The sequence below is a fragment of the Phytohabitans sp. LZ39 genome, from assembly GCF_059359075.1.
In genome coordinates this window covers 55258-79572 of the sequence record NZ_JCADBM010000027.1, presented here as the reverse complement: position 1 = coordinate 79572, position 24315 = coordinate 55258, and the positions used below count along the sequence as shown (strand labels likewise).

26 protein-coding genes are annotated in these 24315 nt (G+C 71.7%); 11 read left to right on the top strand and 15 right to left on the bottom strand.

Annotation, left to right across the window (positions count from 1 at the left end):
* Positions 1 to 114: 114 nt before the first annotated feature.
* On the top strand, positions 115 to 615 hold the full coding sequence (greA, locus tag AC5L36_RS38145) for a transcription elongation factor GreA (protein ID WP_441223523.1): 501 nt from the start codon (positions 115 to 117) through the stop codon (positions 613 to 615).
* On the opposite strand, the gene ilvA is transcribed toward greA, so the two are convergent.
* The 4 genes from ilvA to AC5L36_RS38125 all read right to left on the bottom strand — a co-directional run bounded on the left by ilvA (position 612) and on the right by AC5L36_RS38125 (position 5037).
* Positions 612 to 1829 carry a threonine ammonia-lyase gene (gene ilvA, locus AC5L36_RS38140; RefSeq protein WP_441223522.1) on the bottom strand — a complete coding sequence of 406 codons (1218 nt, stop codon included), beginning with the start codon at positions 1827 to 1829 and terminating at the stop codon, positions 612 to 614. The two genes, greA and ilvA, sit on opposite strands and share 4 nt — an antisense overlap.
* Positions 1826 to 3229, bottom strand: a complete 1404-nt coding sequence (locus AC5L36_RS38135; protein ID WP_441223521.1) for an amidase — start codon at positions 3227 to 3229, stop codon at positions 1826 to 1828. Before AC5L36_RS38135 ends, ilvA begins: the two co-directional genes overlap by 4 nt.
* Before the next feature lie 68 nt (positions 3230 to 3297).
* Complete coding sequence (locus AC5L36_RS38130) at positions 3298 to 4437, bottom strand: cystathionine gamma-synthase (RefSeq protein WP_441223520.1); 1140 nt, start codon at positions 4435 to 4437, stop codon at positions 3298 to 3300.
* Positions 4438 to 4506: 69 nt separating this feature from the next.
* Positions 4507 to 5037 (bottom strand): M48 metallopeptidase family protein, encoded by a 531-nt coding sequence (locus tag AC5L36_RS38125; protein WP_441223519.1) that lies wholly within the window; start codon positions 5035 to 5037, stop codon positions 4507 to 4509.
* A gap of 458 nt (positions 5038 to 5495) precedes the next feature.
* Between AC5L36_RS38125 and AC5L36_RS38120 the strand changes: the two genes are divergently transcribed.
* The 5 genes from AC5L36_RS38120 (at position 5496) to AC5L36_RS38100 (ending at position 10260) form a co-directional block, all read left to right on the top strand.
* On the top strand, positions 5496 to 5660 hold the full coding sequence (locus AC5L36_RS38120; RefSeq protein ID WP_173057968.1) for a DUF5679 domain-containing protein: 165 nt from the start codon (positions 5496 to 5498) through the stop codon (positions 5658 to 5660).
* A 246-nt stretch (positions 5661 to 5906) separates the two neighbouring features.
* Complete coding sequence (locus AC5L36_RS38115) at positions 5907 to 6998, top strand: TOMM precursor leader peptide-binding protein (RefSeq protein WP_441223518.1); 1092 nt, start codon at positions 5907 to 5909, stop codon at positions 6996 to 6998.
* 4 nt (positions 6999 to 7002) lie between these two features.
* Complete coding sequence (locus tag AC5L36_RS38110; protein ID WP_441223516.1) at positions 7003 to 8322, top strand: ABC1 kinase family protein; 1320 nt, start codon at positions 7003 to 7005, stop codon at positions 8320 to 8322.
* A 53-nt stretch (positions 8323 to 8375) separates the two neighbouring features.
* The gene (locus AC5L36_RS38105; protein ID WP_441223515.1) at positions 8376 to 9455 is read left to right on the top strand and encodes a helix-turn-helix domain-containing protein; all 1080 of its coding nucleotides are present in this window, start codon (positions 8376 to 8378) and stop codon (positions 9453 to 9455) included.
* Positions 9456 to 9576: 121 nt separating this feature from the next.
* Complete coding sequence (locus AC5L36_RS38100; RefSeq protein WP_441223513.1) at positions 9577 to 10260, top strand: hypothetical protein; 684 nt, start codon at positions 9577 to 9579, stop codon at positions 10258 to 10260.
* 249 nt (positions 10261 to 10509) lie between these two features.
* Here AC5L36_RS38100 and AC5L36_RS38095 read toward each other — a convergent pair whose 3' ends face one another.
* The 3 genes from AC5L36_RS38095 to AC5L36_RS38085 form a co-directional block, all read right to left on the bottom strand.
* Complete coding sequence (locus AC5L36_RS38095) at positions 10510 to 10875, bottom strand: WhiB family transcriptional regulator (RefSeq protein ID WP_441223512.1); 366 nt, start codon at positions 10873 to 10875, stop codon at positions 10510 to 10512.
* 134 nt (positions 10876 to 11009) lie between these two features.
* Entirely contained in the window at positions 11010 to 11285 is a 276-nt protein-coding gene (locus AC5L36_RS38090; RefSeq protein WP_441223511.1) for a hypothetical protein, read from the bottom strand.
* A gap of 142 nt (positions 11286 to 11427) precedes the next feature.
* A complete protein-coding gene (locus AC5L36_RS38085; RefSeq protein WP_441223510.1) occupies positions 11428 to 13596 on the bottom strand; it encodes an ATP-dependent DNA helicase UvrD2 in 2169 nt (722 codons plus the stop codon).
* An 88-nt stretch (positions 13597 to 13684) separates the two neighbouring features.
* Here AC5L36_RS38085 and AC5L36_RS38080 point away from each other — a divergent pair, with 88 nt between their 5' ends.
* The 3 genes from AC5L36_RS38080 (at position 13685) to AC5L36_RS38070 (ending at position 15223) form a co-directional block, all read left to right on the top strand.
* Complete coding sequence (locus tag AC5L36_RS38080) at positions 13685 to 13927, top strand: mycoredoxin (protein WP_441223509.1); 243 nt, start codon at positions 13685 to 13687, stop codon at positions 13925 to 13927.
* A 95-nt stretch (positions 13928 to 14022) separates the two neighbouring features.
* Entirely contained in the window at positions 14023 to 15015 is a 993-nt protein-coding gene (locus tag AC5L36_RS38075; protein WP_441223508.1) for a helix-turn-helix domain-containing protein, read from the top strand.
* A gap of 10 nt (positions 15016 to 15025) precedes the next feature.
* Complete coding sequence (locus AC5L36_RS38070) at positions 15026 to 15223, top strand: DUF397 domain-containing protein (RefSeq protein ID WP_441223507.1); 198 nt, start codon at positions 15026 to 15028, stop codon at positions 15221 to 15223.
* 208 nt (positions 15224 to 15431) lie between these two features.
* On the opposite strand, the gene nudC is transcribed toward AC5L36_RS38070, so the two are convergent.
* The 3 genes from nudC to AC5L36_RS38055 are packed head-to-tail and all read right to left on the bottom strand — an operon-like array spanning position 15432 to position 19008.
* A complete protein-coding gene (nudC, locus tag AC5L36_RS38065; protein ID WP_441223612.1) occupies positions 15432 to 16358 on the bottom strand; it encodes an NAD(+) diphosphatase in 927 nt (308 codons plus the stop codon).
* A gap of 56 nt (positions 16359 to 16414) precedes the next feature.
* Entirely contained in the window at positions 16415 to 17722 is a 1308-nt protein-coding gene (locus tag AC5L36_RS38060) for a M16 family metallopeptidase (protein WP_441223506.1), read from the bottom strand.
* Positions 17719 to 19008: a M16 family metallopeptidase gene (locus AC5L36_RS38055; protein WP_441223611.1), complete on the bottom strand. Its 1290-nt coding sequence runs from the start codon at positions 19006 to 19008 to the stop codon at positions 17719 to 17721. The genes AC5L36_RS38060 and AC5L36_RS38055 overlap by 4 nt, the downstream gene beginning before the upstream one ends.
* Positions 19009 to 19091: 83 nt before the next feature.
* On the opposite strand from AC5L36_RS38055, the gene AC5L36_RS38050 reads away from it, so the two are divergent.
* Positions 19092 to 19916, top strand: coding sequence for an MOSC domain-containing protein (locus tag AC5L36_RS38050; RefSeq protein ID WP_441223610.1), 825 nt, complete (start codon positions 19092 to 19094; stop codon positions 19914 to 19916).
* Here AC5L36_RS38050 and AC5L36_RS38045 read toward each other — a convergent pair.
* The 5 genes from AC5L36_RS38045 to AC5L36_RS38025 all read right to left on the bottom strand — a co-directional run bounded on the left by AC5L36_RS38045 (position 19913) and on the right by AC5L36_RS38025 (position 23814).
* Positions 19913 to 20734: a hypothetical protein gene (locus AC5L36_RS38045; protein ID WP_441223505.1), complete on the bottom strand. Its 822-nt coding sequence runs from the start codon at positions 20732 to 20734 to the stop codon at positions 19913 to 19915. The genes AC5L36_RS38050 and AC5L36_RS38045 overlap by 4 nt on opposite strands.
* Positions 20735 to 20761: 27 nt before the next feature.
* Positions 20762 to 21613, bottom strand: a complete 852-nt coding sequence (locus AC5L36_RS38040) for a hypothetical protein (protein ID WP_441223504.1) — start codon at positions 21611 to 21613, stop codon at positions 20762 to 20764.
* Between the two features lie 25 nt (positions 21614 to 21638).
* Positions 21639 to 21842, bottom strand: a complete 204-nt coding sequence (locus tag AC5L36_RS38035) for a hypothetical protein (RefSeq protein WP_441223503.1) — start codon at positions 21840 to 21842, stop codon at positions 21639 to 21641.
* Between the two features lie 95 nt (positions 21843 to 21937).
* Positions 21938 to 23230, bottom strand: a complete 1293-nt coding sequence (locus tag AC5L36_RS38030; protein ID WP_441223502.1) for an MFS transporter — start codon at positions 23228 to 23230, stop codon at positions 21938 to 21940.
* Positions 23227 to 23814 carry an ArsR/SmtB family transcription factor gene (locus tag AC5L36_RS38025; RefSeq protein WP_441223501.1) on the bottom strand — a complete coding sequence of 196 codons (588 nt, stop codon included), beginning with the start codon at positions 23812 to 23814 and terminating at the stop codon, positions 23227 to 23229. Before AC5L36_RS38025 ends, AC5L36_RS38030 begins: the two co-directional genes overlap by 4 nt.
* Positions 23815 to 23887: 73 nt before the next feature.
* On the opposite strand from AC5L36_RS38025, the gene AC5L36_RS38020 reads away from it, so the two are divergent.
* Positions 23888 to 24292 (top strand): pilus assembly protein CpaE, encoded by a 405-nt coding sequence (locus AC5L36_RS38020; protein ID WP_441223500.1) that lies wholly within the window; start codon positions 23888 to 23890, stop codon positions 24290 to 24292.
* Positions 24293 to 24315: the final 23 nt, after the last annotated feature.

Sequence of the window (24315 nt, the reverse complement as noted above, 5' to 3'; positions counted from 1 at the left end):
CGCAACGGCGCGCGGTTCGGTGCGGCAAAACTTGGTTAATTCTCAGGGTGTCGCGCGCTGGTAAGTTTGTAGTTCTACCTTGTTCGCCCATTAGCCCTACGGAGGAGATCGTCTGTGTCCAGCACCGACCGCGAGGCGCCTGCCACCTGGCTGTCTCAGGACGCGTACGACCGCCTACAGGCCGAGCTCAACGAGCTGATCGCGGCCCGTCCGGCGATGGCTGCCGAGATCAACGCTCGGCGGGAAGAGGGCGACCTGCGCGAAAACGGGGGCTATCACGCCGCCCGTGAAGAGCAGGGCAAAGCCGAGATGCGCATCCGCCAGCTCAAGGAGCTGCTGCGCACCGCGCAGGTCGGCGACGCGCCCACGGCTGACAAGGTCGCACCCGGCACCGTGGTCACGATCCACTTCGACGACGACACCGACGACACCGAGACGTTCCTGCTCGGCTCGCGGGAGATCTCCGCGACCACCGACCTGACCGTCTACAGTCCGGAGTCCGCGCTCGGCCAGGCGATCCTGGGCGCCGGCACCGGCCAGACGGTGACCTACACCGCGCCCAGCGGCGCGGACATCAAGGTCACGGTGGTCAAGTTCCAGCCCTACGGGGGCTAGCTCACCGGAAAGCGGACGGTGTAGCCCTGTGCCCGCAGCGCGCCGATCAGCTTGTCGGAGTGTTCCGGGCCGCGGGTCTCCACGGACAGGGCGACCTCCACCTCACCCAGGCGCAGCCGCGGGTTGTGCCGGGTGTGCAGCACGTCCACGACGTTGGCCCGGTGCTCGGCGATCTGCGCCAGCAGCGCGGCCAGCTCGCCGGGCCGGTCACCGCAGCGCACGGTAAAGCGCAGGTATCGGCCGGCCGCCGCGAGACCGTGCTCGATCAGCCGCAGGAGCAGCAGCGGGTCGATGTTGCCGCCGGAGAGCACCGCGACGACCGGCGGCTCGGCCTTGACCGCGCCGGACATCAGCGCCGCCACAGCCACCGCGCCGGCCGGCTCGACCACCTGCTTGCCGCGCTCCAGCAGCATCAGCAGCGCCCGCGAGATGTCCTCCTCGGTCACCGTCACCACGTCGTCGACGAGCTTGCTGACGTGCGCGAACGTGATGTCGCCCGGGCAGCCGACCGCGATGCCGTCGGCGATCGTGGACAGGTGCGGCAGCCGCACCGGCGCGCCCGCCTCCAGTGACGGCGGGTACGCCGCGGCGCCCGCCGCCTGTACCCCGACGATCCGGATGTCGGGCTTGATCGCCTTCGCGGCGACGGCCATGCCGGAGAGCAACCCGCCGCCGCCGAGCCCGGTCACGATCGTGCCCACCTCGGGGCACTGCTCCAGGATCTCCAGCGCCACCGTGCCCTGCCCGGCGATCACGTCCACGTGGTCGAACGGGTGGATCAGCACCGCGCCGGTCCGCTCGGCGAACTCATGTGCCGCCACCAGGGCATCGTCCACTGTGCTCCCGGCGAACTCGATGTGCGCGCCGTACCCCTTGGTGGCGGAGACCTTCGGGATCGGCGCGCCCATCGGCATGAAGACCGTCGACTTGGCGCCGAGCAGGCCAGCCGCGAGCGCCACCCCCTGGGCATGGTTGCCGGCGCTCGCGGCGACGACGCCGCGGGCGCGCTCCTCCGGTAAGAGGCGGGCGATCCGCACATAGGCGCCGCGGACCTTGTACGAGCCGGCGCGCTGGAGGTTTTCGCACTTGAGCCACACCGGCCCGTCGAGCGCCGCGGTCAGCGGGCGGGACGGCTCCAGCGGCGTGACCCGCACGACGTCGCCGAGCAGCTCGCGCGCCGCCCGCACGTCCTCCAAGGTCAGAAGTTCGCTCACTGGTCGATCGTCGCACCATCCGCGGGCTGCCCGAGGCGGGGCCAGGTGGGTGCGTGCCGCTGCCACGGCGCGGCCATCTCGAACTGCCCTGCCACCGCGAGCAGCAGCAGCTCGGAGCCGGGCGGCCCGACCAGCTGCACCGCGACCGGCAGCCCGTCCGGACGCAGGCCGACGGGCACGACGAGGGCGGGCAGGCCGGCGACGTTCCAGGGCGCGGCGTACGGCGCGTACCGGATGTTGGCCGTCATGTTGGCCCGCCAGGAGCGGCCGGACCAGCCCTCGGCCCGCGGCGGCGCGCTCGCCAGCGCGGGCGTGAGCATGAGGTCGGCGCCCTGGTCCGTGAAGAAGTCGATCGAGCGCTCGCGCCACGCCGCGCGGTCCGCCTCCCGGACGTACCCGCGGCGCAGTGCCCAGGCCCCCAGGCCCACGTGCCGGCGGGTCCGCGGCTGAAGCGTGGCCCGGTCGAGGCCGGCCGACTCGGCGTCGCGGCAGGCGGCGGCGAACCACGTCGCGAGGCCGCGCATGCTCAGCGCGGGCGGGTAGACCGGCTCGGCGGCGACCGCGTCGTGCCCGGCCGCCACCAGCAGCCGCGAGGCGGTGGCGACGGCGTCCCTGTTGGGCTGGTCGGGGCGGACGCCGAGCACCGGCGAGCGGAGCGAGACGGCGACCTTGAGACGCTGCGGCTCGACGAGCTTTTCCGGCCGCCGCCCGGCCAGCACGGCCAGCCCGACCGCCGCGTCGGCGACGGTGGTGGCGAGGATGCCGTGCTCGGCCATGCCGTACCAGTCGTCGGCGCCGATGCCCGCGGGCACCACGCCCCGGCCCGGCTTGATGCCGACCAGGCCACAGCACGCCGCCGGGATGCGCACCGAGCCGAGCCCGTCGTTGGCGTGCGCGAAGGGCACCAGGCCCGCGGCGACCGCGGCCGCCGCGCCGCCCGAGGAGCCTCCAGGGGTACGGTCGGTGCGCCACGGGTTGCGCGTGGTGCCCGACTCGTCGTCGGTCGTCGCCCACAGCCCCAGCTCGGGCATGCGGGTCACGCCCAGCACCACCGCGCCGGCGCCGCGCAGCCGCCGCACGACCTCGTGGTCTTCTTCGGCGACCGGCCCGCGGGCGGCCGCCGAGCCGTTCCAGGTGGGCAGGCCGGCAACGGCGGTGTTTTCCTTGACCGCGACCGGCACACCGGCCAGCGGCAGGTTGGCCAGGTCGTCCTGCTCGTCGACCTTCTCCGCCTCGACGATCGCCTCGCCGCCGCGCACCACCCGGAACGCGGTCAGCACCGGGTCGCCCGCCGCGATGTGATCGAGGTGGTCGGCGACGACCTGCGTCGCGGACGTGTCACCGCGGCGAACGGCGCGGGCGATCTGCTTGGCCGTCGCACCGACCCACGTCTGTTGCACAGCCCCTCCCCTGGGTGCGCAGTCACCGCCGGCTGGTGGCCGCGGACGCGACCGCCAGCCTCGAAAGATCAGCCGAGCGCCTGCTCCAGATCGGCGAGCAGATCGTCAGCGGTCTCGATGCCGACAGACAGTCGCACGAGATCGGCGGGTACTTCAAGCGGCGAGCCCGCCGCACTCGCGTGTGTCATCCGGCCGGGGTGCTCGATCAGTGACTCGACTCCGCCGAGCGACTCGGCGAGCACGAAGAGGCGCGCCCGGTTGCAGATCTCCACGGCGTGCTCCTCGCCGCCGGCGGCCGAGAACGACACCATCCCGCCGAACCGCCGCATCTGCTTGGCCGCCGTCTCGTGGCCCGGGTGCTCGGGCAGCCCGGGGTAGTAGACCCGCTTGACCTTCGGGTGGCTGTGCAGGTAGCCGGCGATCCGCTCGGCGTTGTCGCAGTGGCGGTCCATGCGTACGCCCAGCGTGCGCACACCGCGCAGGGTCAGCCAGGCGTCGAACGGGCCGTTGATCGCGCCCATCGCGTTCTGGTGGTACGCGAGCTCGTCACCAAGCGCCGGATCGGCCACGACGAGCGCGCCACCCACCACGTCGGAGTGGCCGCCGACGTACTTGGTGGTCGAGTGCACCACCACGTCCGCACCGAGGGCGATCGGCTGCTGGAGGTAGGGCGACGCGAACGTGTTGTCGACGACCAACCGGGCGCCGTGCTCGCGGGCCAGCCCGGCGAGCGCGGCGATGTCGGCGATGTTGAGCAGCGGGTTGGTGGGTGTCTCTACCCAGATGACCTTGGTGCGGTCGGTGATCGCGGCCCGCACGGCGTCGACGTCGGAGATCCGGGCCGCGGTCCAGCTCAGCCCCCACCGCTCGGCCACCTTGGCGACCAGCCGGTACGTGCCGCCGTAGGCGTCGTCGGGGATGACCACGTGGTCGCCGGGCTGGCACACGGTGCGCAGGAGCGTGTCCTCGGCCGCCAGGCCGGAGGCGAACGCCAGGCCTCGCCGGCCGCCCTCCAGCGCCGCCAGGCACTCCTGGAGCGCGTCGCGGGTGGGGTTGCCCGAGCGGGCGTACTCGTACCCCTGCCGCGGCGACCCGACCGCGTCCTGCACGTAGGTGCTGGTCTGGAAGATCGGCGGAATGACCGCGCCCGTCCGCTCGTCCGGCTCCTGGCCGGCGTGGATGGCGAGCGTCTCAAACCCGTACGTCATTGTGCTGAGGCTAGTCCCTGGACCCTCGCGACACGCGTTTAGTCGGCTCTAGACGGCCGCTGGTCGGCGCTAGTCGGCCAGCAGAGCGCCTGTGGCGGCCGCGATGCCCTCCAGGTAGCCCCGGGCCCGCTCGGCCTTCGGATAGCGCCCCACGAGCTCCCAGAACCGCGAATTGTGGCTGGGCACGACCAGGTGGGCCAGCTCGTGCAGCAGCACGTAGTCGATCACCCAGTCGGGCATCTCCTGGATGCGGTGGGAGATGCGGATCGTGCGGTCGGCCGGGGTGCAGGAGCCCCACCTGCCACTCTGGTTGGTCACCCAGCGTACGCTCGCCGGGATCGCGATCCGGGCGTGCTCGCTCAGGTAGCGCCCGATCAGCCGCTGCGCCCGGATGAGGAGCTCTTCGTCGGAGCGGCTCACCCGCTCTTCGCGAGCGGCCAGGCGGGCGAGCATCTTGTCGACCCACTCGGTCTCTTCGGCCCGGGAGAACTGGTCGGGGATGAGCACGACCACGCGCTCACCGTCGCGGTACGCGGACACCGTGCGGCGACGGCGCTGGCTGCGCCGTACCTCGACGACCGGCTTGCGCGCCCCAGCCACTAGCGGACCGCGCAGCCCCGCGGAACGTTCACGATGGCACGCTAATCCGTACCAGCCAGGTTGCCGCAAGAGCCAAGGGTGAGGTAGGCGCCGGAAAGATTCCTTCTACACATCATTTGTCCGGAAAATTTCTTCACGGCAGGGCGCCGGGCGACCAAGGTCACTACGGTAAGTGATCTTTTGCGGAGTAGATGCGCGGTCACTCTGCACCGGTTCCTCCGGCGTGTCCCGGCGAAACTGACTTATCCGGTAGATTCCGGCATGCACACTCACGTCGTCGGCTTCCTCACAATGTCGACGCGTCGTTGACATGGAACCGCTCAGACCTGGGTAGGGTCCGGCGGGACCAGCGGCTACAGCGTGGCCGCGGAGTTGGGTCCAGGGTCGGCGCCTCCGGCGCAGGCTCGGGGGGACGTGCCGGAGCTCGAACCCGGCAAAAGAGTACGAGGAGGGGCACTGTGGCCACTAAGACACAGACCTACAACGGCTACTGCGTGAAGTGCAAGGAGAAGCGGGACTTCGAGGGCACCGTCGAGGTGTCCAAGACCGGCATGAACATGGCGAAGGGCAAGTGCCCCGTCTGTGGCACGACGGTCAACCGGATCCTGGGCAAGGCCAAGTAAAGATCAAACCAACGCGACACTGCGGAGAGGGGCGGCCGGTCGGCCGCCCCTCTCCGCATTCAGTGACTGGGCGCTATGCCGCGGTGTCGTGACTCGATCACAAAAAGTCATGTCGGCAGGCTGACAGAAGCCTGCCAGAACCTGTGGATAACTCGCTCGGCGCTGTGGATAACCCAGTGCATGGCGATTTTCGCCTGTGGACAACGAACGACGGGCCGCGAAGATACGGTGACACGCTGTCATGCCATGACAGCCCTCCCGCGCCCGACGCTTCTGCCCGGACTGCACCGCCTGTGGCGAGATCGGCACACACTCCAGCTCGGTCTCGACCCGGCCCGCGCGGTCGTGCTGGAGGTCGCCAACCCGAGTGCCGTGCGCCTGCTCGACCTGCTCGACGGCACCCGGCCCGAGCGGGCGGTCCTGGAGCAGGCCGGCCGCATCGGGGTGAGTCGGGAGGACGCCCGCCTCCTGCTCGACACGCTGCGCGCCGCCGGCCTCGTGGTCGGCGGGCAGACCCTCCTGCCGGGCAGCCTGCCCGAGCCGGTGCGCCGCCGCCTCACCGCCGAGGCGGCCGCCCTGGCCCTGCGCGGCACCGACACGCCGGGCACGCCGGCCCAGATCCTGCGCCGCCGGGCCGCCGCCCGCGTCGTGGTGACCGGTCGGAGCCGGCTGGCGGCCCCGCTCGCGGTCACGCTGGCCCAGTCCGGGGTCGGGCACGTGCAGCCCGACCTGACCGGCGTGGTGGACCCGCTGGACGCCGTTGGCGGCCCGCTGTTGCCCGCCGACGTGCGGCGCGAACGCACCGAGGCGGTCGCCGAGGCGATCACCCGGGCCGCGCCGGGCACCGAGACCCGCCCCATCCAGCGCGGCCGGGCCTCCCTGGTCGTCCAGGCCGGCACCGACCGGCCGGCGGCCCTCCTGGCGGCCAGCTACGGCCAGCGCCGCCTCGCCCACCTCGTGGTGGGGGTACGCGACGCGGTGGCCGTCGTCGGCCCTCTCGTCCTGCCCGGCGGCGCCCCGTGCCTCAATTGCCTCGAGCTGCACCGGCGCGACCGCGACCCGGCCTGGCCCGCCCTCGCCGCCCAGCTCGCCGGCGACGCCCGCCCGGAGCCGTGCAGCGCGCCCACGCTGCTCGCCGCCGCCGCGTACGCGGCCAGCGAGGCCCTGCTCTACCTCGACGGCGAGCCACCCGACACGGTCGGCGGCGCGATCGAGATCAGCGCTCCCGGGCGCACCCGCCGCCGCGCGTGGCCACCCCACCCGTCATGCGGCTGCGTCCGCCGCGGCCGCCAGCGCGCATTCACGTCCGTCACTTCGTCTGAGCGTCGGTCACAATGATCCGGTGACCGATATCCCGCGGCGTGCCGTCACCCGCACCGCCAGGCTCGCCGCACTGCCGCTCGGCTTCGCCGGCCGCGCCGTCCTCGGCCTTGGAAAGCGGGCCACCGGCCTCGCCTCCGAAGTGATCTCCCCGGAGATCCAGCAGCGCACCGCAGAGCAGCTCTTCAGCGTGTTAGGGCAGCTCAAGGGCGGCGCGATGAAGCTCGGCCAGGCCCTGTCCGTCTTCGAGGCGGCCCTGCCGGCCGAGCTCGCCGGCCCGTACCGCCAGGCACTCACCCGGCTACAGGAGGCCGCGCCACCGCTGCCCGCCGCGAGCGTGCACAAGGTGCTGGCCGCCCAGCTGGGCGAAGACTGGCGCGACTTGTTCGCGGAGTTCGACGACACGCCGGCCGCGGCGGCCAGCATCGGCCAGGTGCACAAAGCCGTGTGGCAGGACGGCGGCCGCGAGGTCGCGGTCAAGGTGCAGTACCCCGGCGCCGGCGAGGCCCTGATCGCCGACCTCAAGCAGCTCTCGCGGCTGGCCGGCATGTTTCGCATCATCCAGCCGGGCATCGACGTCAAGCCTCTGGTGGTCGAGCTGCGCGCCCGGATCACCGAAGAGCTCGACTACGAGCTGGAGGCCGAGGCCCAGCGGGCCTTCGCGGCGGCCTACGCGGACGACGACGAGATCTTCGTGCCCCAGGTCGTGGCCGCCGCGCCACGCGTGCTGGTCACCGAGTGGGTGGACGGCACCCCACTTTCGAAGATCATCAGCGACGGCACACAGGAGGAGCGCGACGCCGCCGGCCGCCTCATGGCCACCCTGCACTTCTCCGCCCCCGAGCGGGTGCACCTGCTGCACGCCGACCCCCACCCGGGCAACTTCCGCATGCTGCCCGACGGCCGCCTCGGCGTGATCGACTTCGGCGCGGTAGCCCGCCTCCCCGAAGGCCACCCCGAGCCCATCGGCCGCCTGGTCCGCCTGGCCCTGGCCGACGACGCCAACGCGGTGCTCGAAGGCCTGCGCGACGAGGGCTTCGTCAAGCCCGACGACGACATCGACGCGCGCGCCGTGCTCGACTTCCTGCTGCCGATGCTGGCCCCGCTGGTCGAGGACGAGTTCCAGTTCACCCGCGCCTGGCTGCGCGCCGAAGCCACCCGCCTGGGCAGCCCGAAGAGCCCGGCCTACCAGCTCAGCCGCCACCTCAACCTGCCGCCCTCGTACCTGCTGATCCACCGCGTGACGCTCGGCTCGATCGGCGTGCTGTGCCAGCTCGAGGCGAAGGCACCGTACCGGTCCATCGTGGAGCGCTGGCTCCCCGGCTTCGCCCCGGCCGGCTAGAGATTCGGGAAATGCGATAGTTCCGCTGCCAGCGGAACTGCTATATTTCCCGAATGAGCCAGCCCGCCAACGCGCCCTCGCCGCATGAGGTCGACGTCCTCGGCAGCGCTCTCAAGCAGATTCAGGGGCACCTGCCCCCAGGCTGGAGCACATTCCCGTCAAGCGCCCTTCCTGGCCCCGACCTGCTGCTGGATCTGTCCGCGCCAGACGGCACGGTCACCACGCTGGTGATCGAGGCGAGGCGTTCGGTGGAGGTTCGCGACCTGCCGCGCGTGGCTGGGCAGCTAGAGACCTGGGCGCGCGCTGTAGGCGGACCCGCCGCGGCGTTGCTCGCGGTTCGCTACATCGCCCCTTCCGTGGCGACATGGCTCGAAGAGCACGGTGTGTCCTACGTCGACACCACCGGCAATATGCGGATCTCGATCGAGCGGCCCGCGCTGTACATACGTGATCGTGGCGCCGACCGAGATCCGTGGCGGGGGCCTGGTCGGCCACGCGGGACACTCCAAGGCGCACCAGCGGCACGTGTGGTCCGCGCGCTCGCCGACTACGCACAACCGGTCACGATGCCTGAGCTCGTTCGGCGTTCGGGCGCTTCGACGGGTGCCACATACCGCGTGGTCGAATACTTGGAGCGGGAAGCGCTGCTCGAGCGCACCCCGCGCGGGCCGATCATCGACGTGTCCTGGCGGGCGATGCTCCAGCGCTGGAGCCTTGCCTACGGATTCCAGCAAACCAACTCGGTCACGAGATTCGTTCAACCGCGCGGACTCCCGGCATTGGTGGAGCGGCTCGCTGAGGCACACGGCCTGCTCTACGCGGTAACGGGATCTCTCGCCGCCCACCGGCTGGCCCCGCACGCGCCCGCACGTCTCGCGATGATCTATGTCGATGACGTTGATCGAGCGGCAGAGCTGCTCGACCTGCGCCCGGTCGATACGGGCGCCAATGTCCTCCTAGCCGCACCTTCATACGACGTGGTCTTCGATCGGTTGAGCGTCGTCGACGGCGTTTTCTACGCCGCCCCCAGCCAGACTGCCGTCGACCTGCTCACAGGACCTGGCCGAAGCCCCGCCGAAGGTGCGGCCGTCCTCGATTGGATGGCGTCCCATGAGACCGCCTGGCGACGTTGACGACCTCCAAGTGGCCATCCGATGCGCCCTGCTCGACGCCCTCGACGCCTTGCAAGACCACCTACCGGCCATCACTGTCGTCGGCGCCCAGGCAATCTACCTACACACCGGACGTGCTCGGGTGGCACTGGCGGAGGCTACGAAGGACTGCGACCTCGCACTCGATACGCGGGTGCTCGCGTCCAGCCCCCTCATTGAGCAGGCGATGCTCGCCGCTGGCTTCTTCCTGAACCTTCAGGCGGGTCAGCCCGGCGCCTGGCTGAACGCAAGTGGCATACCGGTCGATCTCATGGTGCCCGAGACTCTTGCCGGTGCCGGCGGTCGCCGCGGAGCTCGGATCCCTCCGCACGACAAGCTCGCCGCACGCCGAGCCGCCGGTTTGGAGGCGGCGGTCGTCGACCGCACCACGATGCGGATAGCGGCTTTGTCACCGGACGATCCACGCTCGCACGCGGCCAACGTGGCGGGACCGGCCGCGCTTCTCGTCGCGAAGCTGCACAAGCTTGGCGAACGACAGGCCACGCCTGGTCGGCTTGTCGACAAGGACGCCCACGACATCTACCGAATCCTGGTGGCGATCGAGACGGATCGGCTCGCCGCGAAGCTACGCCTGCTCGCTGAGAGCCAACTCGCCGGACCGACCACCGCGCAGGCGCTCGTCTTCCTCAGGACGATGTTCGCGAGCGGCCCTGACGGGATCGGCTCCACGATGGCCGGACGGGCGGAGGAAGGCATCGGAGAGCCGGCGACAGTCTCCGCGGCGGTTGCCATCCTCGCAGAGGACTTACTCGCCTCGGTTGGATGAACGCCGCTAGGGGCCCGGCGTCGCCGGGCCCCTGCGGCCTAGGTAGCGGTCTAGAGAAGGCCCATCTCGCGGGCCGCCTGCCGGCGGGCCTGCATCGCTACGTGACGGGCGGATCGGGTGGCCTCAGAGCTCGTGGTGTTGCCGGCCTGAGGCCGGCGCATTCGAGCCCTCGACAACGCTTCGTGGATTAGGTGATGCATGACGGATGCTCCATCTCGGGAAGGGACGCGTACGTTGATCGGGTTCATGTCAGGCCGCCAACCGGACGGCGTTGCGCGACTCGGCGAGCCCGTTGGCCGCCATTCGCGCCTCGACCTCGACCCGCAGGGCGGCGTCGCGGGCGACGTCCTCCTTGCGCGGGCGACCACGGGGCCGCTTGCGCGGGACGACCGCGCCACGCTCGAAGATCTCGCCGCCCCAGACACCCCAGGGCTCGGCACGCTCGACCGCGCCAGCCAGGCACTCGACGCGGAGCGGGCAGTCCCCGCACAGCGACTTGGCCAGTTCCAGCTCGGCCGGGGCGTCCGCGAACCACAGGTCGGGGTCGAACTTCCGGCAGGGCAGGTTCGCCTCCATGTCGACGCGCTCGTCGACCGGGGCCAACGCCAGACTCATCGCCCGGTCACCTCTCTCTCGCTCGTTGCTTCTCTGCTTGTGGCGAACAACGCCTGTGCTTGTGGCGAAATGACTGAGGCCGCGGATCCCGGTTACGGGTTCCGCGGCCTCGAGGTGAGCCGGTGGTCTGTTTGTCAGACCGGCCTTCCTCGAGGTGGAACACCGCGGACGTCCTGCCGCTTGGCCGAAACGCCCTTAACCGTGAGCCCACTGGTCCCGTAGCCGCCGCCGTCGATCCACGCATCGGTCCGGACCAGGGAATCGACCTGGGTCTGGACCTGGTGCACCTGCGTCAGCTGCGGCACGTCGGCAACGGCCAGCCCCAGAGGCAGGGCATTGGCAGCGGCCGACATCGGAGCGCAGACAGCAGGCAGCGCCGACGGTCGCTCGATCGTGTAGAAGATCTTCACCGGGGCCACCTCCTGTCTCTCTCGTCGTCAGATCTGGTCTCGGTGACTTTCGCCCACCCCGGCGAGCAGCATGGACGCCGCGCGCGCGAGGTGTGCCATGAGGCTATGCCTGCCCCTGGGGCGACCGCAAACGGTTTTACGGCTAGTTGACGGAACTTTTTTCCGGAGGCTCCTCCGGTACAAGATCATCGACGCTCGCGCCCCCTACCAGAGCGAGCACGGCATCGCCGTAGAGGCCTAGCTTTCGCGGCCCGATGCCGGCGATCGCGACGAGATCCTCGCGCCCGGTCGGCTGGCGCTCGGCGAGCGCGACGAGCGTGGCGTCGGTGAAAACCACGTACGCCGGGACCTTCTGCGTCTCCGCGACGCGCATCCGCCACTCGCGCAGCCGATCGAAGAGATCGTCATCCAAAGTGGACGGACATGTGGCGCAGCGGCCCAGCTTGCGGTCGGCGCCCGCGAGCAGCGTCGCGCCGCACACCCGGCAGGAGACGACCAGCGTCCGGCGGCGCTCGGGCCGCCGGCTCAACGCCGCCGTGCCGCTCCGCTCACCACCGCCGCCGCGCTCGAACTGGGGCAGGAAACGGCATGGCCGCCGCGGCCGGCCGCCGGGCGAGCGGGACTGGGCGTACGAGAGCCAGAGCCACTGGCGCGCCCGAGTCACCCCGACATAGAGCAGCCGCCGCTCCTCCTCCAGCGCCTCGGTCGTCTTCGCGTACGTGGTCGGCAGCGTGCCGTCGGAGAGCCCCACCACGAAGACGGCGTCCCACTCCAGGCCCTTGGCCGAATGAAGTGAGGCGAGCGTCACACCCTCGACGGTCGGCGCGTGCTGCTGCGCGGCCCGCCGCTGTAGCTCCTCCACGAAGTCGGCGAGCGAAGGCGGCCGCTCCACCGTGGCCGCCTCGCCGAGCGGCAGCAGAGCCGGCGTGCCGGTGTACTCCTCCGCGAGCGCGACAAGCGCGGCGAGCGCCTCCCACCGCTCGCGCGTGGCGCCGCCGGGCGGGGGCTTGTCGCGCTGCCAGCCGGTCGCCGCGAGCGCCTCGACCACGGCCGGCACCAGCGGCGCGTCCGCGGGCGTGGATCGGGTCGCCACGCGCAGGGCGAGCACGGCTTGGCGCACCTCGGCCCGCTCGAAGAACCGCTCGGCGCCCTGTACCACGTACGGCACCTCGGCCTCGGCCAGCGCCTCCTCGTACGCCTCGGACTGCGCGTTGGTGCGGAACAGCACCGCGATCTCCCGCGCCGGCGTGCCCGCGGCGATCAGCTGCCGGCAGCGCGCGGCCACGCCGGCGGCCTCGGCCGGCTCGTCGGGGAAGATCCGCAGGTCGGGCTCGGGCCCGGGCGGGCGCTGCCCCACGAGCTCGAGCCGCAGCCGCGCCTCGGGACCCCGCGCCTGCCGGATGACCGCGTTGGCGAGGCCGACCACCTGGGGCGTCGAGCGGTAGTCGCGGACCAGCCGGACGACGACGGCGCCCCGGCGCAGGCGGGGAAAGTCGATCAGGTAGCCGGAGGTCGCGCCGGTGAACGAGTAGATCGTCTGGCTGGCGTCGCCGACCACGGTCAGGTCTTCGCGCCCACCCAGCCAGGCGTCGAGCAGACGCTGCTGGAGCGGGTTGACGTCCTGGTACTCGTCGACCACGAAGTGCCTGTACTGCGCGCGGACCTGCTCGGCGACGTCGGGGTGCTCCTCGATCCCCCACACCGCAGCGCGCAGCAGGTCTTCGAAGTCGATAACGCCGTTGGCGCGCTTGACGTGCTCGTACGCCGCGAAGACCTCGGCCACCTTGGCCGGCTCGTAGGGCGGCTCGCGGGTCGCCTTGGCCGCGGCCACCGGGTACTCCGCCGGCTCGACGAGCGACGACTTGGCCCACTCGATCTCACTGGCCAGGTCGCGCGCGCCGGTGCGGTCGGCCCGCACACCGGCGCGCGAGGCGGCGAGCGTGACGAGCCGCGCCTTGCTCTCCAGGAGCTCTGGCATCGCCCGGCCGTCGAGCAGGCGCGGCGCGAAGTAGCGCACGAGGCGCAGCGCCGCCGAGTGGAAGGTGCGCGCCTGCACGCCGGTGACGCCGAGCGCCGCGAGCCGGGCGCGCATCTCCGCCGCCGCGCGGGCGGTGAACGTGACGGCCAGCACCTGCCGCCCGGCGATCTCCCCGGTCAGCGTGCGATAGGCGATGCGATGGGTGATGGCCCGCGTCTTGCCGGTGCCCGCGCCGGCGAGGATGCACACCGGCCCGGCCGGAGCGGTCACGGCGGCGCGCTGCTCCGGGTCGAGCCCGGACAGCACCCGGTCCGCTGGCGTGTTTCCCCCCACGGCTAGGAATCATGGCACCCACCACCGACGTTGGCCGGTGTGGCGCGCCTCCCGCCCGCGCGCGACCCCCATACGGAAGGACCGACAAATGCTCACGATGTACTCGACGAGCTGGTGCGGCTACTGCTACCGACTCAAGTCGCAGCTCGATCGGGAAAGCATCGGATATGAGATCGTCGACATCGAGCGCGATCCGGTGGCCGCAGAGTACGTGATGAGCGTAAACGGCGGTAACCAGACCGTGCCGACGGTCCGCTTTCCGGACGGATCGGCGCTTACAAATCCTTCGATCATCGAGGTGAAAGACCGCCTCGCGGCTATCGCAAGCTAACCAAACCTTTTGCGGAACACGCCCACGGTCGAGAACATGATCGGGTCACAATCGGTTCATACTGTGTCGTCCCGAATGACCGAGGGAGGGTTGGGGTGCCTCCTGCGCCGAGTCCGATGGTGCGACGTCGGCGGCTGGGGGCCGAGCTACGCCGTCTGCGCGAGGCTGCCGGCCTGACCGGCGACCAGGTGATCGCGCGGGTCGGCTGGGCCTCGGCCTCAAAGCTCTCCCGGCTGGAAAACGGCCGCAGCCGCCCAGACCTCAGCGACGTGCTGGACCTGCTCGACCTGTACGAGGTCAGCGGATCCACCCGTGACGAGCTGATCGGCGTCACGCGGGACGCCGGCAACACCCGAGGATGGCTGCGTTCGTACCCGGTGATGACCCAGCGCCAGCGCAGCTACGCGGAGCTGGAGGCGGGCTGCGCCGAGATCTTCGAGTACGGCCCGGTGATCCTGCCGGGCCTGCTCCAGACGCCCGGATACACGCGGGTCCGGCTGCTCTCCTCGCGCGAGGTGATCGCGCCCGAGGACGCGGAAGACCCGGAGACCGAGATCGCCGCGCGCTCCGCACGGCAATCGACGCTCACCAGAGAGGCCGAGCCGCCACGGTACGAGGCCGTGCTCGAAGAGGCGGCGCTCGGCGCGCGGGGCGGCCCCGCGCCGGTAATGGCCGGCCAGCTGCGTCATTTGGCCCGCCTGGCCGCGCTGCCCAACGTTACGCTGTGGGTGCTGCCGCCGTCGGCCAAGGTCGCCGACTGGTACCTGCCGGAGACCGCGTTCTCCATCTACCGGTTCGCCGATCCCGACGACCCCGACGCGGTCGCGGTCGAGTCGCTGGCGGCCGATCTCATCCTGACCGACGAGGACATGCTCGCCCGCTACGGGCGGGTCTTCGACTGGCTCCGGCAGGCCGCGCGCTCGCCGGACGAGTCCCTCACGTGGATCACCGAGGCCGCCGCGGCCCTCGGCCCGCCGTCCGGCGACGACGCTGACGCGCCGCTGGCACCCCTGACGCCCCCGGTACAGCGCAGGCGCCGCACACAGCAGCGCCCAACGCAGCGGACGAACGCGCCGCCCGACCGATAGGAGTCGCGTCATGAGTGCAGGTTCCCGAATCAGCTGGCGGACGAGCTCGCGCAGCCAGAACACCAACTGCGTCGAGGTCGGTGAGACAGAGACGGCCGTCGTCATGCGAGATAGCAAGGATCGGGAAGGGCCGATGCTGGTCTTCGCGCGCGAACGGTGGACCGACTTCGTGGCCAGTGCCAAGGCTGGCGAGTTCGATTTGAACTGAGAATCCCTTGCCCGACGCTCGGAATTCCGCGAACATGGTGTGGAACTTCCACGCGTGGATTTCCAAGTTGTTGGGCACAAGCTAAGCGACCGTTGTGACCGGCCGGCTCCCCCGCCGCGTTCTTGCCTCATGCCGGCACGACGGCTTCGGTCTCGGTCCGTGACCGTCGCGGCAACGGTGGTCACGGACCGAGATAGCTTTCCGGGCGCTATGCCGGCAGCTTGGCCAGCCAGCGGTTGATGAGATAGAGCGCGATCGACGAGGGCGGCGGCAGGCCGACCCGTGCGCCGTCGCCGGCGTCCAGCACCTCACCGGCCAGCACGGCCGCGATCTCCTCGCGGGTAAACCAGCGCGCGTGCGCGATCTCGGTCGGATCGACGCGTACCGGCTGGGTCGCGTCGCCCAACGCGGTAAAGCCCAGCATCAGCGAGCCGGGAAAGGGCCAGGCCTGGCTGCCCTCGTACTCGATCGCTTTGACCCCGATGCCGACCTCTTCCGCGACCTCGCGGACCACCGCGGCCTCGGCGGACTCGCCGGGCTCGACATACCCGGCGAGGCAGGAGAAGCGGCGCACCTCGCGCCCGCTGCCCCAGGCGGCGTTGTTGCCCAGCAGGCAGCGGCCGGACGGGCCGTCTTCGCCGTCGTGTACGAGCACGATCATCGCGGGATCGGTCCGCGGCCACACCTGCGTGCCGGCCTCGTCGACGCGGGTCCAGCCACCCTCGGCCGCCGTCGTGGGCAGCCCGGTCGTCGAGGAGTACGGGTGACCCGCGTGCCACTGCGCCAGCGCGGCGGCCGCGGTGTACAGCCCGGCGTCCCGGTCGCTGAGCAGGTGGCCGATCTCGCGCAGGTTGGCGGCACGGGCGCCGGGGTGCTCGGGCAGTGGCGCGTCGACCGCGAAAACCGGTGTGCCGTCCGGCTCGACGCCGAGGAACATCCGCTGCTCGACCTCGACCTCGGGTGCTTCCTTGGCGTCGAACAGCACCAGGGCGCCGTCTTCGTCGACGAGCGCTCGGCCGCCGGTGACGGTGTCCACGACGAGGACACGCGCTCTCGACCACGCCGCCGCGAGCCACTCCGGGTCGCGGCGGTGATGGGCCGCCCGGTCCAGAGTGGAGCGTGCCAGCGGCGGCAGGCTGCGGGGCCCCCGGGGAAACGTGGAGCGAAGCGGAGCGTCTTCTTGGGGTGCTTTCACACTCTCTCGACCGCCGTCAGGGCACGCAGCGGCCCTTCGATCCGCTCCGCGTCGCCCAGCACGACCGTCGCCACCTTCGACGGCGCCAGGTACTCGGCTCCGGCGGCGGCCACCTCGTCGAGGCTCGCGCCGGCCAGCTTCGCCGCGTACTCGGGCAGGTAGTCGAGCCGCAGCCCGAAACCGGCGTACGTGCTGGCCAGCGTCGCCAGCCCGGTCTGCGTGGACATGCCGAGCTGGAGGGTGCCGAGCGCGTACTGGCGGGCCTGCTCCAGCTCCTCCTGCTTGGGCGGGAGGGAGGCGAGGCGCCCCAGCTCGTAGTAGGTCTCCAGCAGCGCCGGGCCGGTCACCTCGGTGGCCACCTCGGCGGCGGCGACGAAGGACGAGCCGGCTTCGTTGTGCTCGATCACCGAGTGCGGCCCGTACGTGTACCCCTTGTCCTCGCGGATGTTTTCCACCCAGCGGGACGAGAAGTAGCCGCCGAAGAGCAGGTTGGCCAGCTGGAGCGCGGCATGGTCGGGATGGGTGCGCTCGACCGCCGGCAGCGCCACCCGCAGCGACGACTGCACCGAGCCGGGCCGGTCGACCAGCGTCAGCGGACCCGGCTCGATCGGCGGCGTGGGCGGCAGGTCGACCTGCTTGCCACCGCCGTTCCAGGTGCCGAGCACCCGCTCGGCCGTATCCAGCGCCTTTTCCGGCGTGATGTCGCCGACCAGGACCAGCGTGGCGCCGGCCGGGTGCAGCCGCTCGGCGTGCAGCGCCCGCAGCTGGGCCGGCCGGACCGCCCGCACCTGTGCCACGTCGGGCGTCTGCACCGCGTACGGGTGCTTGCCGTAGATCCGCTGGAGCAGCGCGACCCGGGCCAGGTGCGACGGCTGGCTCTGCGCCACCTGGATCCCGTCGGCCAGCCGGTCGCGCTCGGTGGCGACCTCGTCGGCCGGGTATGCCGCACCGCTGAGCACCTCGCCGAGCAGCTCGAGGATCCGGTCGAGCCCGGCGACCAGGCCGTTGCCGGAGACCATCAGCCGGTCGGGGTCGACGCCCGCGTTCAGCCCGCCGCCGACCTTCTGGAGCTCGGCCGCGATGTCCACAGTGGATAGCTCGGCGGTGCCGGAGAAGAGCGTCTGTGCGAGCAGCCGCCCGCGTGCCAGGTGTGTCCGGGCGAACGGCACCCGCAACCGCACCTCGGCCAGCGGCACCGCCGGCCGGCGGATCGCGATCACGGTGAGGCCGTTGGGCAGCGTGCGCTCGGCCTCCTTGGGCAGCTTCAGCTTTCGCGTCGGGCCGAGGTCGGGCAGGGCTTTCACTGGTTTCCTCCCGCGACGACCTCGACCGTGGCCCGGCGCTGGGGCACCAGCGCCGCCGCGGCCTGCCGGATCTGCTCCTCGGTGACCTCGCCGACAAGGCGGGGCAGGTCGTTGATCAGCTCGGGCGTGCCCCGCTGCTGCTCCAGGACGGCCATGCGCAATGCCCGCCCTAGCGCCGCGTCGGTGTCGCGCAGCAGGTGGGTGGCCATCCGCGCCTGGGTGCGGGCCAACTCGCCGTCGGCAAGCCCGTCGGTGGCGAGCCGGTCGAGCTCCTCGTCGATCGCGCGTAGCACCTTGTCGACGTCGCCGCCGGGCGGCAGGTGGGACTGGAGCAGCATGGCGGTGGGGTCACGCACCTCCCACGGCTCGCCCATGAAGCCGATGTACCCGCCGACGGTGGTCACCGTGCGGTCGCGCAGCACGAGCCGCTCGACGAGACGAGACGCGTCGCCGTCGGTGAGCACCTCGGCCAGCACCACGTACGGCAGGTAGGCGGCGTAGTCGGAGACCGGATCGGGCACCCGCCACGCGCTCGCCACGGCGGGGAGCGGGGCCAGCGGGTCCGTGTACGACTCGCGCCGCTCGGACGTCAGGTCGGGCTCGGCGAAGCTCGGCCGATCCGGCGCCGGGCGGGCCGGCACGTCGCCGAAGTGGCGCTCGACCATCTCCAGCGTCTCGGCGAGGTCGAGGTCGCCGGCGACCGCCAGGACCGCGTTGCCGCTCGCGTAGTTTCGCTGGAAGAACTCGGCGGCGTCGGCCACCGTGGCGCTCTCCAGGTCGTCGAAGGACCCGTAGCCGTCGTGCGCGTTGGGGAACGTGTCGAACATGACCGGCGGCAGCTTGAGCCACGGAAAGCCGCCGTACGGCCGGTTGAGCACGTTGACCCGGATCTCCTCCTTGACCACGTCGACCTGGTTGCGGAGGTTTTCCTCGGTCAGCCGCGGGCCGCGCATCCGGTCGGCCTCGAGGAAGAGCGCCCGCTCCAGCGCGTTGGCCGGGAGGGTCTCGTAGTAGTCGGTGTAGTCGAGGTGGGTCGAGCCGTTGAACGTGCCGCCCGAGCCCTGCACATGCCTGAAGTGCGCGAGTTTCTCCAGGTTTTCCGAACCCTGGAACATGAGGTGCTCGAAGAGGTGAGCGAACCCCGTGCGCCCCTCGGGCTCGGAGCGGATGCCCACGTCGTACACCACCGCGACGCCGATCACCGGTGCGCTGCGGTCCGGCGCCAGCACCACCCTCAGACCGTTTTGGAGCGTGCGCCGCTCCACCGGGTACTTCGTCGCTGGGATTTTGGGTCTGCGCGCCACACGGCGACACTAGCGCGTCACCGGCCGGGGCGGTCCGGAAGCCTCGCAGCGTGAGACGCTTGGGTGTGCGTGTAGTCGGGATCAACCTGTACCCGGTGAAGTCGACCCGGGCCCGCACCGTGGATCGGGCGCGCGTCGAGTGGTGGGGGCTGGCCGGCGACCGCAGGTGGGCCGTGGTCACGCCGGAAGGCGAGCCGATCACCGCACGGCATTGCCGGCCGCTCTTCACCATCACGGCGTCGACCACGCCGGATGACGGCCTGCTGCTCACCGCGCCTGGCGCGCCGGATCTCGCGGTGCCGCGGCCCGAGCCGGCGCACACCGTACCCGTGGGCTTTGTGAATCTGGATCGTGCCGCCGCGGGCGGCGCGGCGGCCGACGAGTGGCTGACCGCCACGCTCGGCCGGCCGGCGCGGCTGGTGTGGCTGGCCGACACGACGGCGCGCGCGGTGCCGGAGGCGGTGGGCGGGCAGCCCGGCGACGTGTACGCCTTCGGCGACACCATGCCGGTCCACCTCGTCTCGCTCGGCTCGCTGCGCCGCCTCGACGACTGGATCGCGGAGACCGCCGTCGAGCGCGGTGAGGAGCTGCCCGAGCCGCTGGAGGTGGGCCGCTTCCGGGCAAACGTGGTGATCGAGGGCGCGCCCGCCTTCGCGGAAGACGACTGGAAGCGGCTACGGGTCGGCGCCGTCGACTTCCGGGTGGCGGGGCACTGCGGGCGGTGTGTGATGACGACGATCGACCCGGCGAGCCTGGCGAGCGGCAAGGAGCCGATCCGCACACTGGCCAGGCACCGCAGATGGGACGGGTGGGCCTGGTTCGGGATCCAGCTCGTGCCGGAGACGCTGGGCGAGATCGCGGTGGGCGACCCGGTCGAGGCGCTCCCTTAGAGCTGAGCGGGCCGGCGGAGGCAGGCGGCGGTGATTACGGCGGCCGCGGCGAGCGGGATGACCGGCGCGAGCGCGTAACCCATGGTGGGTGCGTCGACCGTCGCGGCGAGCGAGACGGCGGCGCTTTCCTGGACGCTGTACCGCAGGCCGGGCTGGAGGAAGGCGTCGGCCTCGTAGAGCGGGTAGAGGTACACGCGGTCGAGCGCGTTGCCCACCAGGGCGAGGGCCGCGAGCCCAAGTAACGCCAGCCCTACCGTGGGCACCCACGGCGTGGTGCGGCCGGCGACGAGAAAAGCGAGCACCGCCACGAGCAGCGGCGGCACGGCCGCGAAGACCGGCGCGAGTCCGTCACGGCTCCACAGCTCCAGGACCGTGTAGGTGACCGCGACGCCGATGCCCACGACCGCCACCGCGATCCCCACCCGGGTGCGCCGCCGCGGCAGGAAGAGCGCGGCGAGCGCGAGGCACCCGTACGCGACGAGCGCGGGCACGTCGTCCCACACGGCGCTACTCGCGACGTGGAGTGCACTCTGCCGGGGCAATTCGGTGTAAGCCATGACCCCGAAGTGGCTCGGGTACGAGTCCACTGTGGAGAATAGTGATATTGCCGCGAGAGCGCTCAGGATCACCAAGCCGGACGCCAGGGCCAGCCGCACGCGCAGCGGGGCACCGCGGCCGGCGACCGCGAGGTAGGCCGCGAGCGCGACCCAGGCCAGCAGCTCCGCGGACGGCAGGATCGGTGAGCCGAAGAGCTCACCGATCAGGTACGTGGCGCCGAAGGCGGCGCACGCCAGCAGCAGCCATCCCCGTATCGACACCGGCGTATGCTGCCACACCCGCCGCGATCAGGTGGGGCGGACCGACTCCAGGACCTCGTCGACGACGTAGTCGAACTGGCGGTGGGTGCCGGGAATCGACACGTACAGCACGGCGGCCGTCGGCTTGCCCACGTCGATGATCGCGACGCCGGCGAACTCGTCTTTGGCCTGGAGCCCGGCCCGGTCGAAGTGCAGGCGGAAGATCGTCACCCACGCGGGCCGCCCGCCCAGCGTGGTGCGCTCGTCGCGGTGCAGGTCCATGGTCGTGGGCTGCGGGTAATACTCGGCCCGCACGTCCGCGGCGACCTGGCGGCCGACGCACTCGAGGTTGATCGCGACGGCGTCGTTGTCCGCCGCGGGCACTGCCGCGGACAGGATCGAAGCGTGGTACGTGCCGCCGGAGTAGGTCTCGGTGATGAAGTGCTGGCCCATCTTGTAGGGCACCTCGAGCGTGCCGGCGCTCCACGTCGTGCGCCAGGGCTCCCACGGCGCGCCGTACGCCGCGTAGGAGATGCCGGCCTCCTCGTCGACCGTGCGGGCGCCGCTCGGCGGCGGGCCGGGGTCGACCGGCTCCGGCGCGGTGAGGCCGCTGGGCGCCGGGCACGCGCGGGCGAGGGGCGGGCGGACGTCGGACGGCCCGGGGGGCTTGTCGGCGAACGGGCCGCCGCCTCCCGACAGGGTGAACGCGAGCACCACCACCAAGCCGATCACGAGCATGCCGCCGGCCACGCCGGCGAACCACAGCAGCCGCCGCCGCTCCCGGCCCCGGTCGTTTGGCGGCGCCGGAGGTGGCGGGATGACCGGCGGTGGCAGCACGGGCGTCCCGATCCTGGTCACCGTGCCCGCACCCCAAGGCTGCGGGTCAGTGTTTTCAGGCATGTCTCCCAGTGAACACCACGGCGGCTCAGCGCGTCTCTACGGCCACGCCTCCACTACCGGGACCGGCCCGTTGCGGAGAGTGCATCTCGACCACCGCGCCGCCACCGGCGTCGGCAGGCGTCACATACCAGGGCGCGAACGCCGCCAACACGGCGAGTAACAGGCCGGCCAGGGCGAGCGCCAGCACGACGAGAAACTCGCGTAGCGCCCCTGCTCCTGCTTCGGTCATGATCACTCACTCCCCCAATCCCCCTACAGAACAGGATCGGGCAAGTGGGGTCTCGATACAGTCGCCCATCGGACGCAAATCAGTGAACTCCCGGTTTAACGGAGCGTGCTCACGGTCGCCAGGGCCGGCCGATCGACTCGGCTGAGCCGCTCGGCACCCACCGTGACGATCACCGCACCGGCGAGCGCGAGGGCGGCGGCCAGCCAGCCGTACACGAATCCGGCCGAGGCGGCCAGCCGGGAGATCGCCAGCGAGCCGGCGAAGCCGCCCAGCTGGAGCGCGAGCGAGGTGATCGACACCAGCGTTGCCCGCTCCCGCTCGGTCACCCGTTCGTGCAGCGCCTCGGTGGCGAGCGGGCCGGCGGGTCCGGAGAGGACGTACGCGCCGAGGTAGGCCACCGCCGCCACCGCGAAGCCGCCGAGCCCCGCCGCCGAAACGGCGATCGCACCCAGCGCCACAGTAGACAGTCCAGTGCAGACGGCGGCGACGGAGAGCGGCGCGGCGGCACCGATGCGGCACAGCGCGGGCGCCGAGGCGGCACCGGCCGCGGTGCCGAGGAAGGCGCCGGCGGCGAGCAGCCCGTAGGCCGCCGCACCCCGCTCGGCCCCGCCCAGCAGCTCGGCGAACTGGAGCGGCGCGAGCGTCTCCAGCGTGTTGATCGCGAGCCCGAACGCCGCCACCCGGACCACGAGCAGCCTGATGACCGGGTCGCCCGCCGCCAGCCGTACCCCATGGGAGATCTGGCTGGGCACGGCCCGGACGGCCGCGCGGAGCTTGACCACCGCGGGCCGGGGCGGCTCTTTCATCAGCGCCGCGTGCGCGGCCAGGCTCACCACCGCGACACCGGCGGCAGCCAGCGCGGGTACCGAGATGGGGGTGATCAGGCCGTCGTCGGGGAGGCCGCGGAAGAACTGCGGGAGGATGCCGCCGACGATCGCCGCGCCGCCCAGCCCCACGCACTCGACCGCCCACCCCCACGAGATGCCGCGGCGCAGCGGCGCGGCGGGGTCGGCGGCGCGGACGGTGTCGACGTACCAGGCTTCGACCGGGCCGGAGCCCAGCGCACGACCGACCGCGTTGCTGACCGCGGCCAGCGCGAAGTGCCACCACACCTGGGCGAACGCGGCGACGAGCGGGGTCGTGACGAGGAACACCGACGCGACGAGCATCGTGCGCCGCCGCCCGAGCTGGTCGGCCAGGCCACCGGTGGGCAGCTCCAGTACGACGACAAGGCCGGAGTAGAGCGCCATGAGGAGGCCGATGGTGGGAAGGTCGAGGCCGCGGGCGGCGTAGAGCAGCACGCTCACCGGGATGACCAGGCCGGTGGCAGACCAGCGCAGGCCGGTCAGTAGGAGGTAACGGCGCTGTGCCTGGGCCGCGGTGATCACAGCGGCACCTCGTCGAACGGCAGCAGCTGCTGGTAGACGGCCACGTGGCGGACCGTCTCGCCGGGCTCGGCCGGCGGCGGCGCGGTGCGGTAGCGGTCGAAGATCGCCATGAGCTCGCCGTCGAGGGCGCGGAGCTGCGAGGGTGTGAGCCGCAGCAGGTAGTCGAACGCGCCGCCGCCCGACTCCCACTGCGGGTCGAAACGCTTGTCGCTGGCCGCCCACCGCTGAAACTGGTCGACCGCCTTGAGCAGCTGGCGCCGCTCCAGCGCGTCGCTCATCTGCCGCCACTCCGGGTCGTCGGCGCCCTCGACACGTCGCCAGGCCGTGACGAGGTGGGTGGCCCGCCAGCGCTTGTCGCGCCGGTTGGGCTGGTCGGGGTCCTCCTCGACGAAGCCGAACCGGGCGAGCTGGCGCAGGTGATAACTGGTCGATCCACTCGACTCGTCGAGCCGCCGGCCGAGCTGGGAAGCGGTGGCCGGCCCCTCGTAGCGCAACAGCCCCAGGATCCGCGAGCGGATGGGGTGCGCGACGGCGCGCAGCGTCTCGGTGTCGTGGACGTTCGGCTCGTGGTACGGCTTCGCCATGTCCCTACCGTACGACCGCAAAGGCTTTTTTGCAAAATTCTCTTTGCGATTGGGTCGGTGGCACGATTGAACGGTGATTTCGCTCGATCTCGCCATCCGGCTGCGAGATGCCGGCCTGGCCTGGAAGCCGGCGGCCGGAGACCGGTTCGCGATCCCGGACCGCGACCTGGATGACGACGTGTTCGTGCTCAGCAACATGACCATCGAGGTGCACGAGCTGCCCGAGGGTCAGATCATCGGCTTCAACGGCACGACCGAGTGGGCGCTCGACGACGTGGAGAAGGACGAGGCGATCTGGCTGCCCCGCGAGGACCAGCTGCGGGAGCTGCTGGGTGGCACGTTCCGGCGGCTGGAGCGCGACGCCGGGGGCTACCGGGTGACGGTCGAGATCCTGGGAGCGGGACACGAGTTCACGGCCGCCGAGGCCGCGGACGCGTACGGCGAGGCGCTGCTCAACCTGATCCAAGCCGCGCACTGAGGGACCCAAGCCGCAAGATCAAA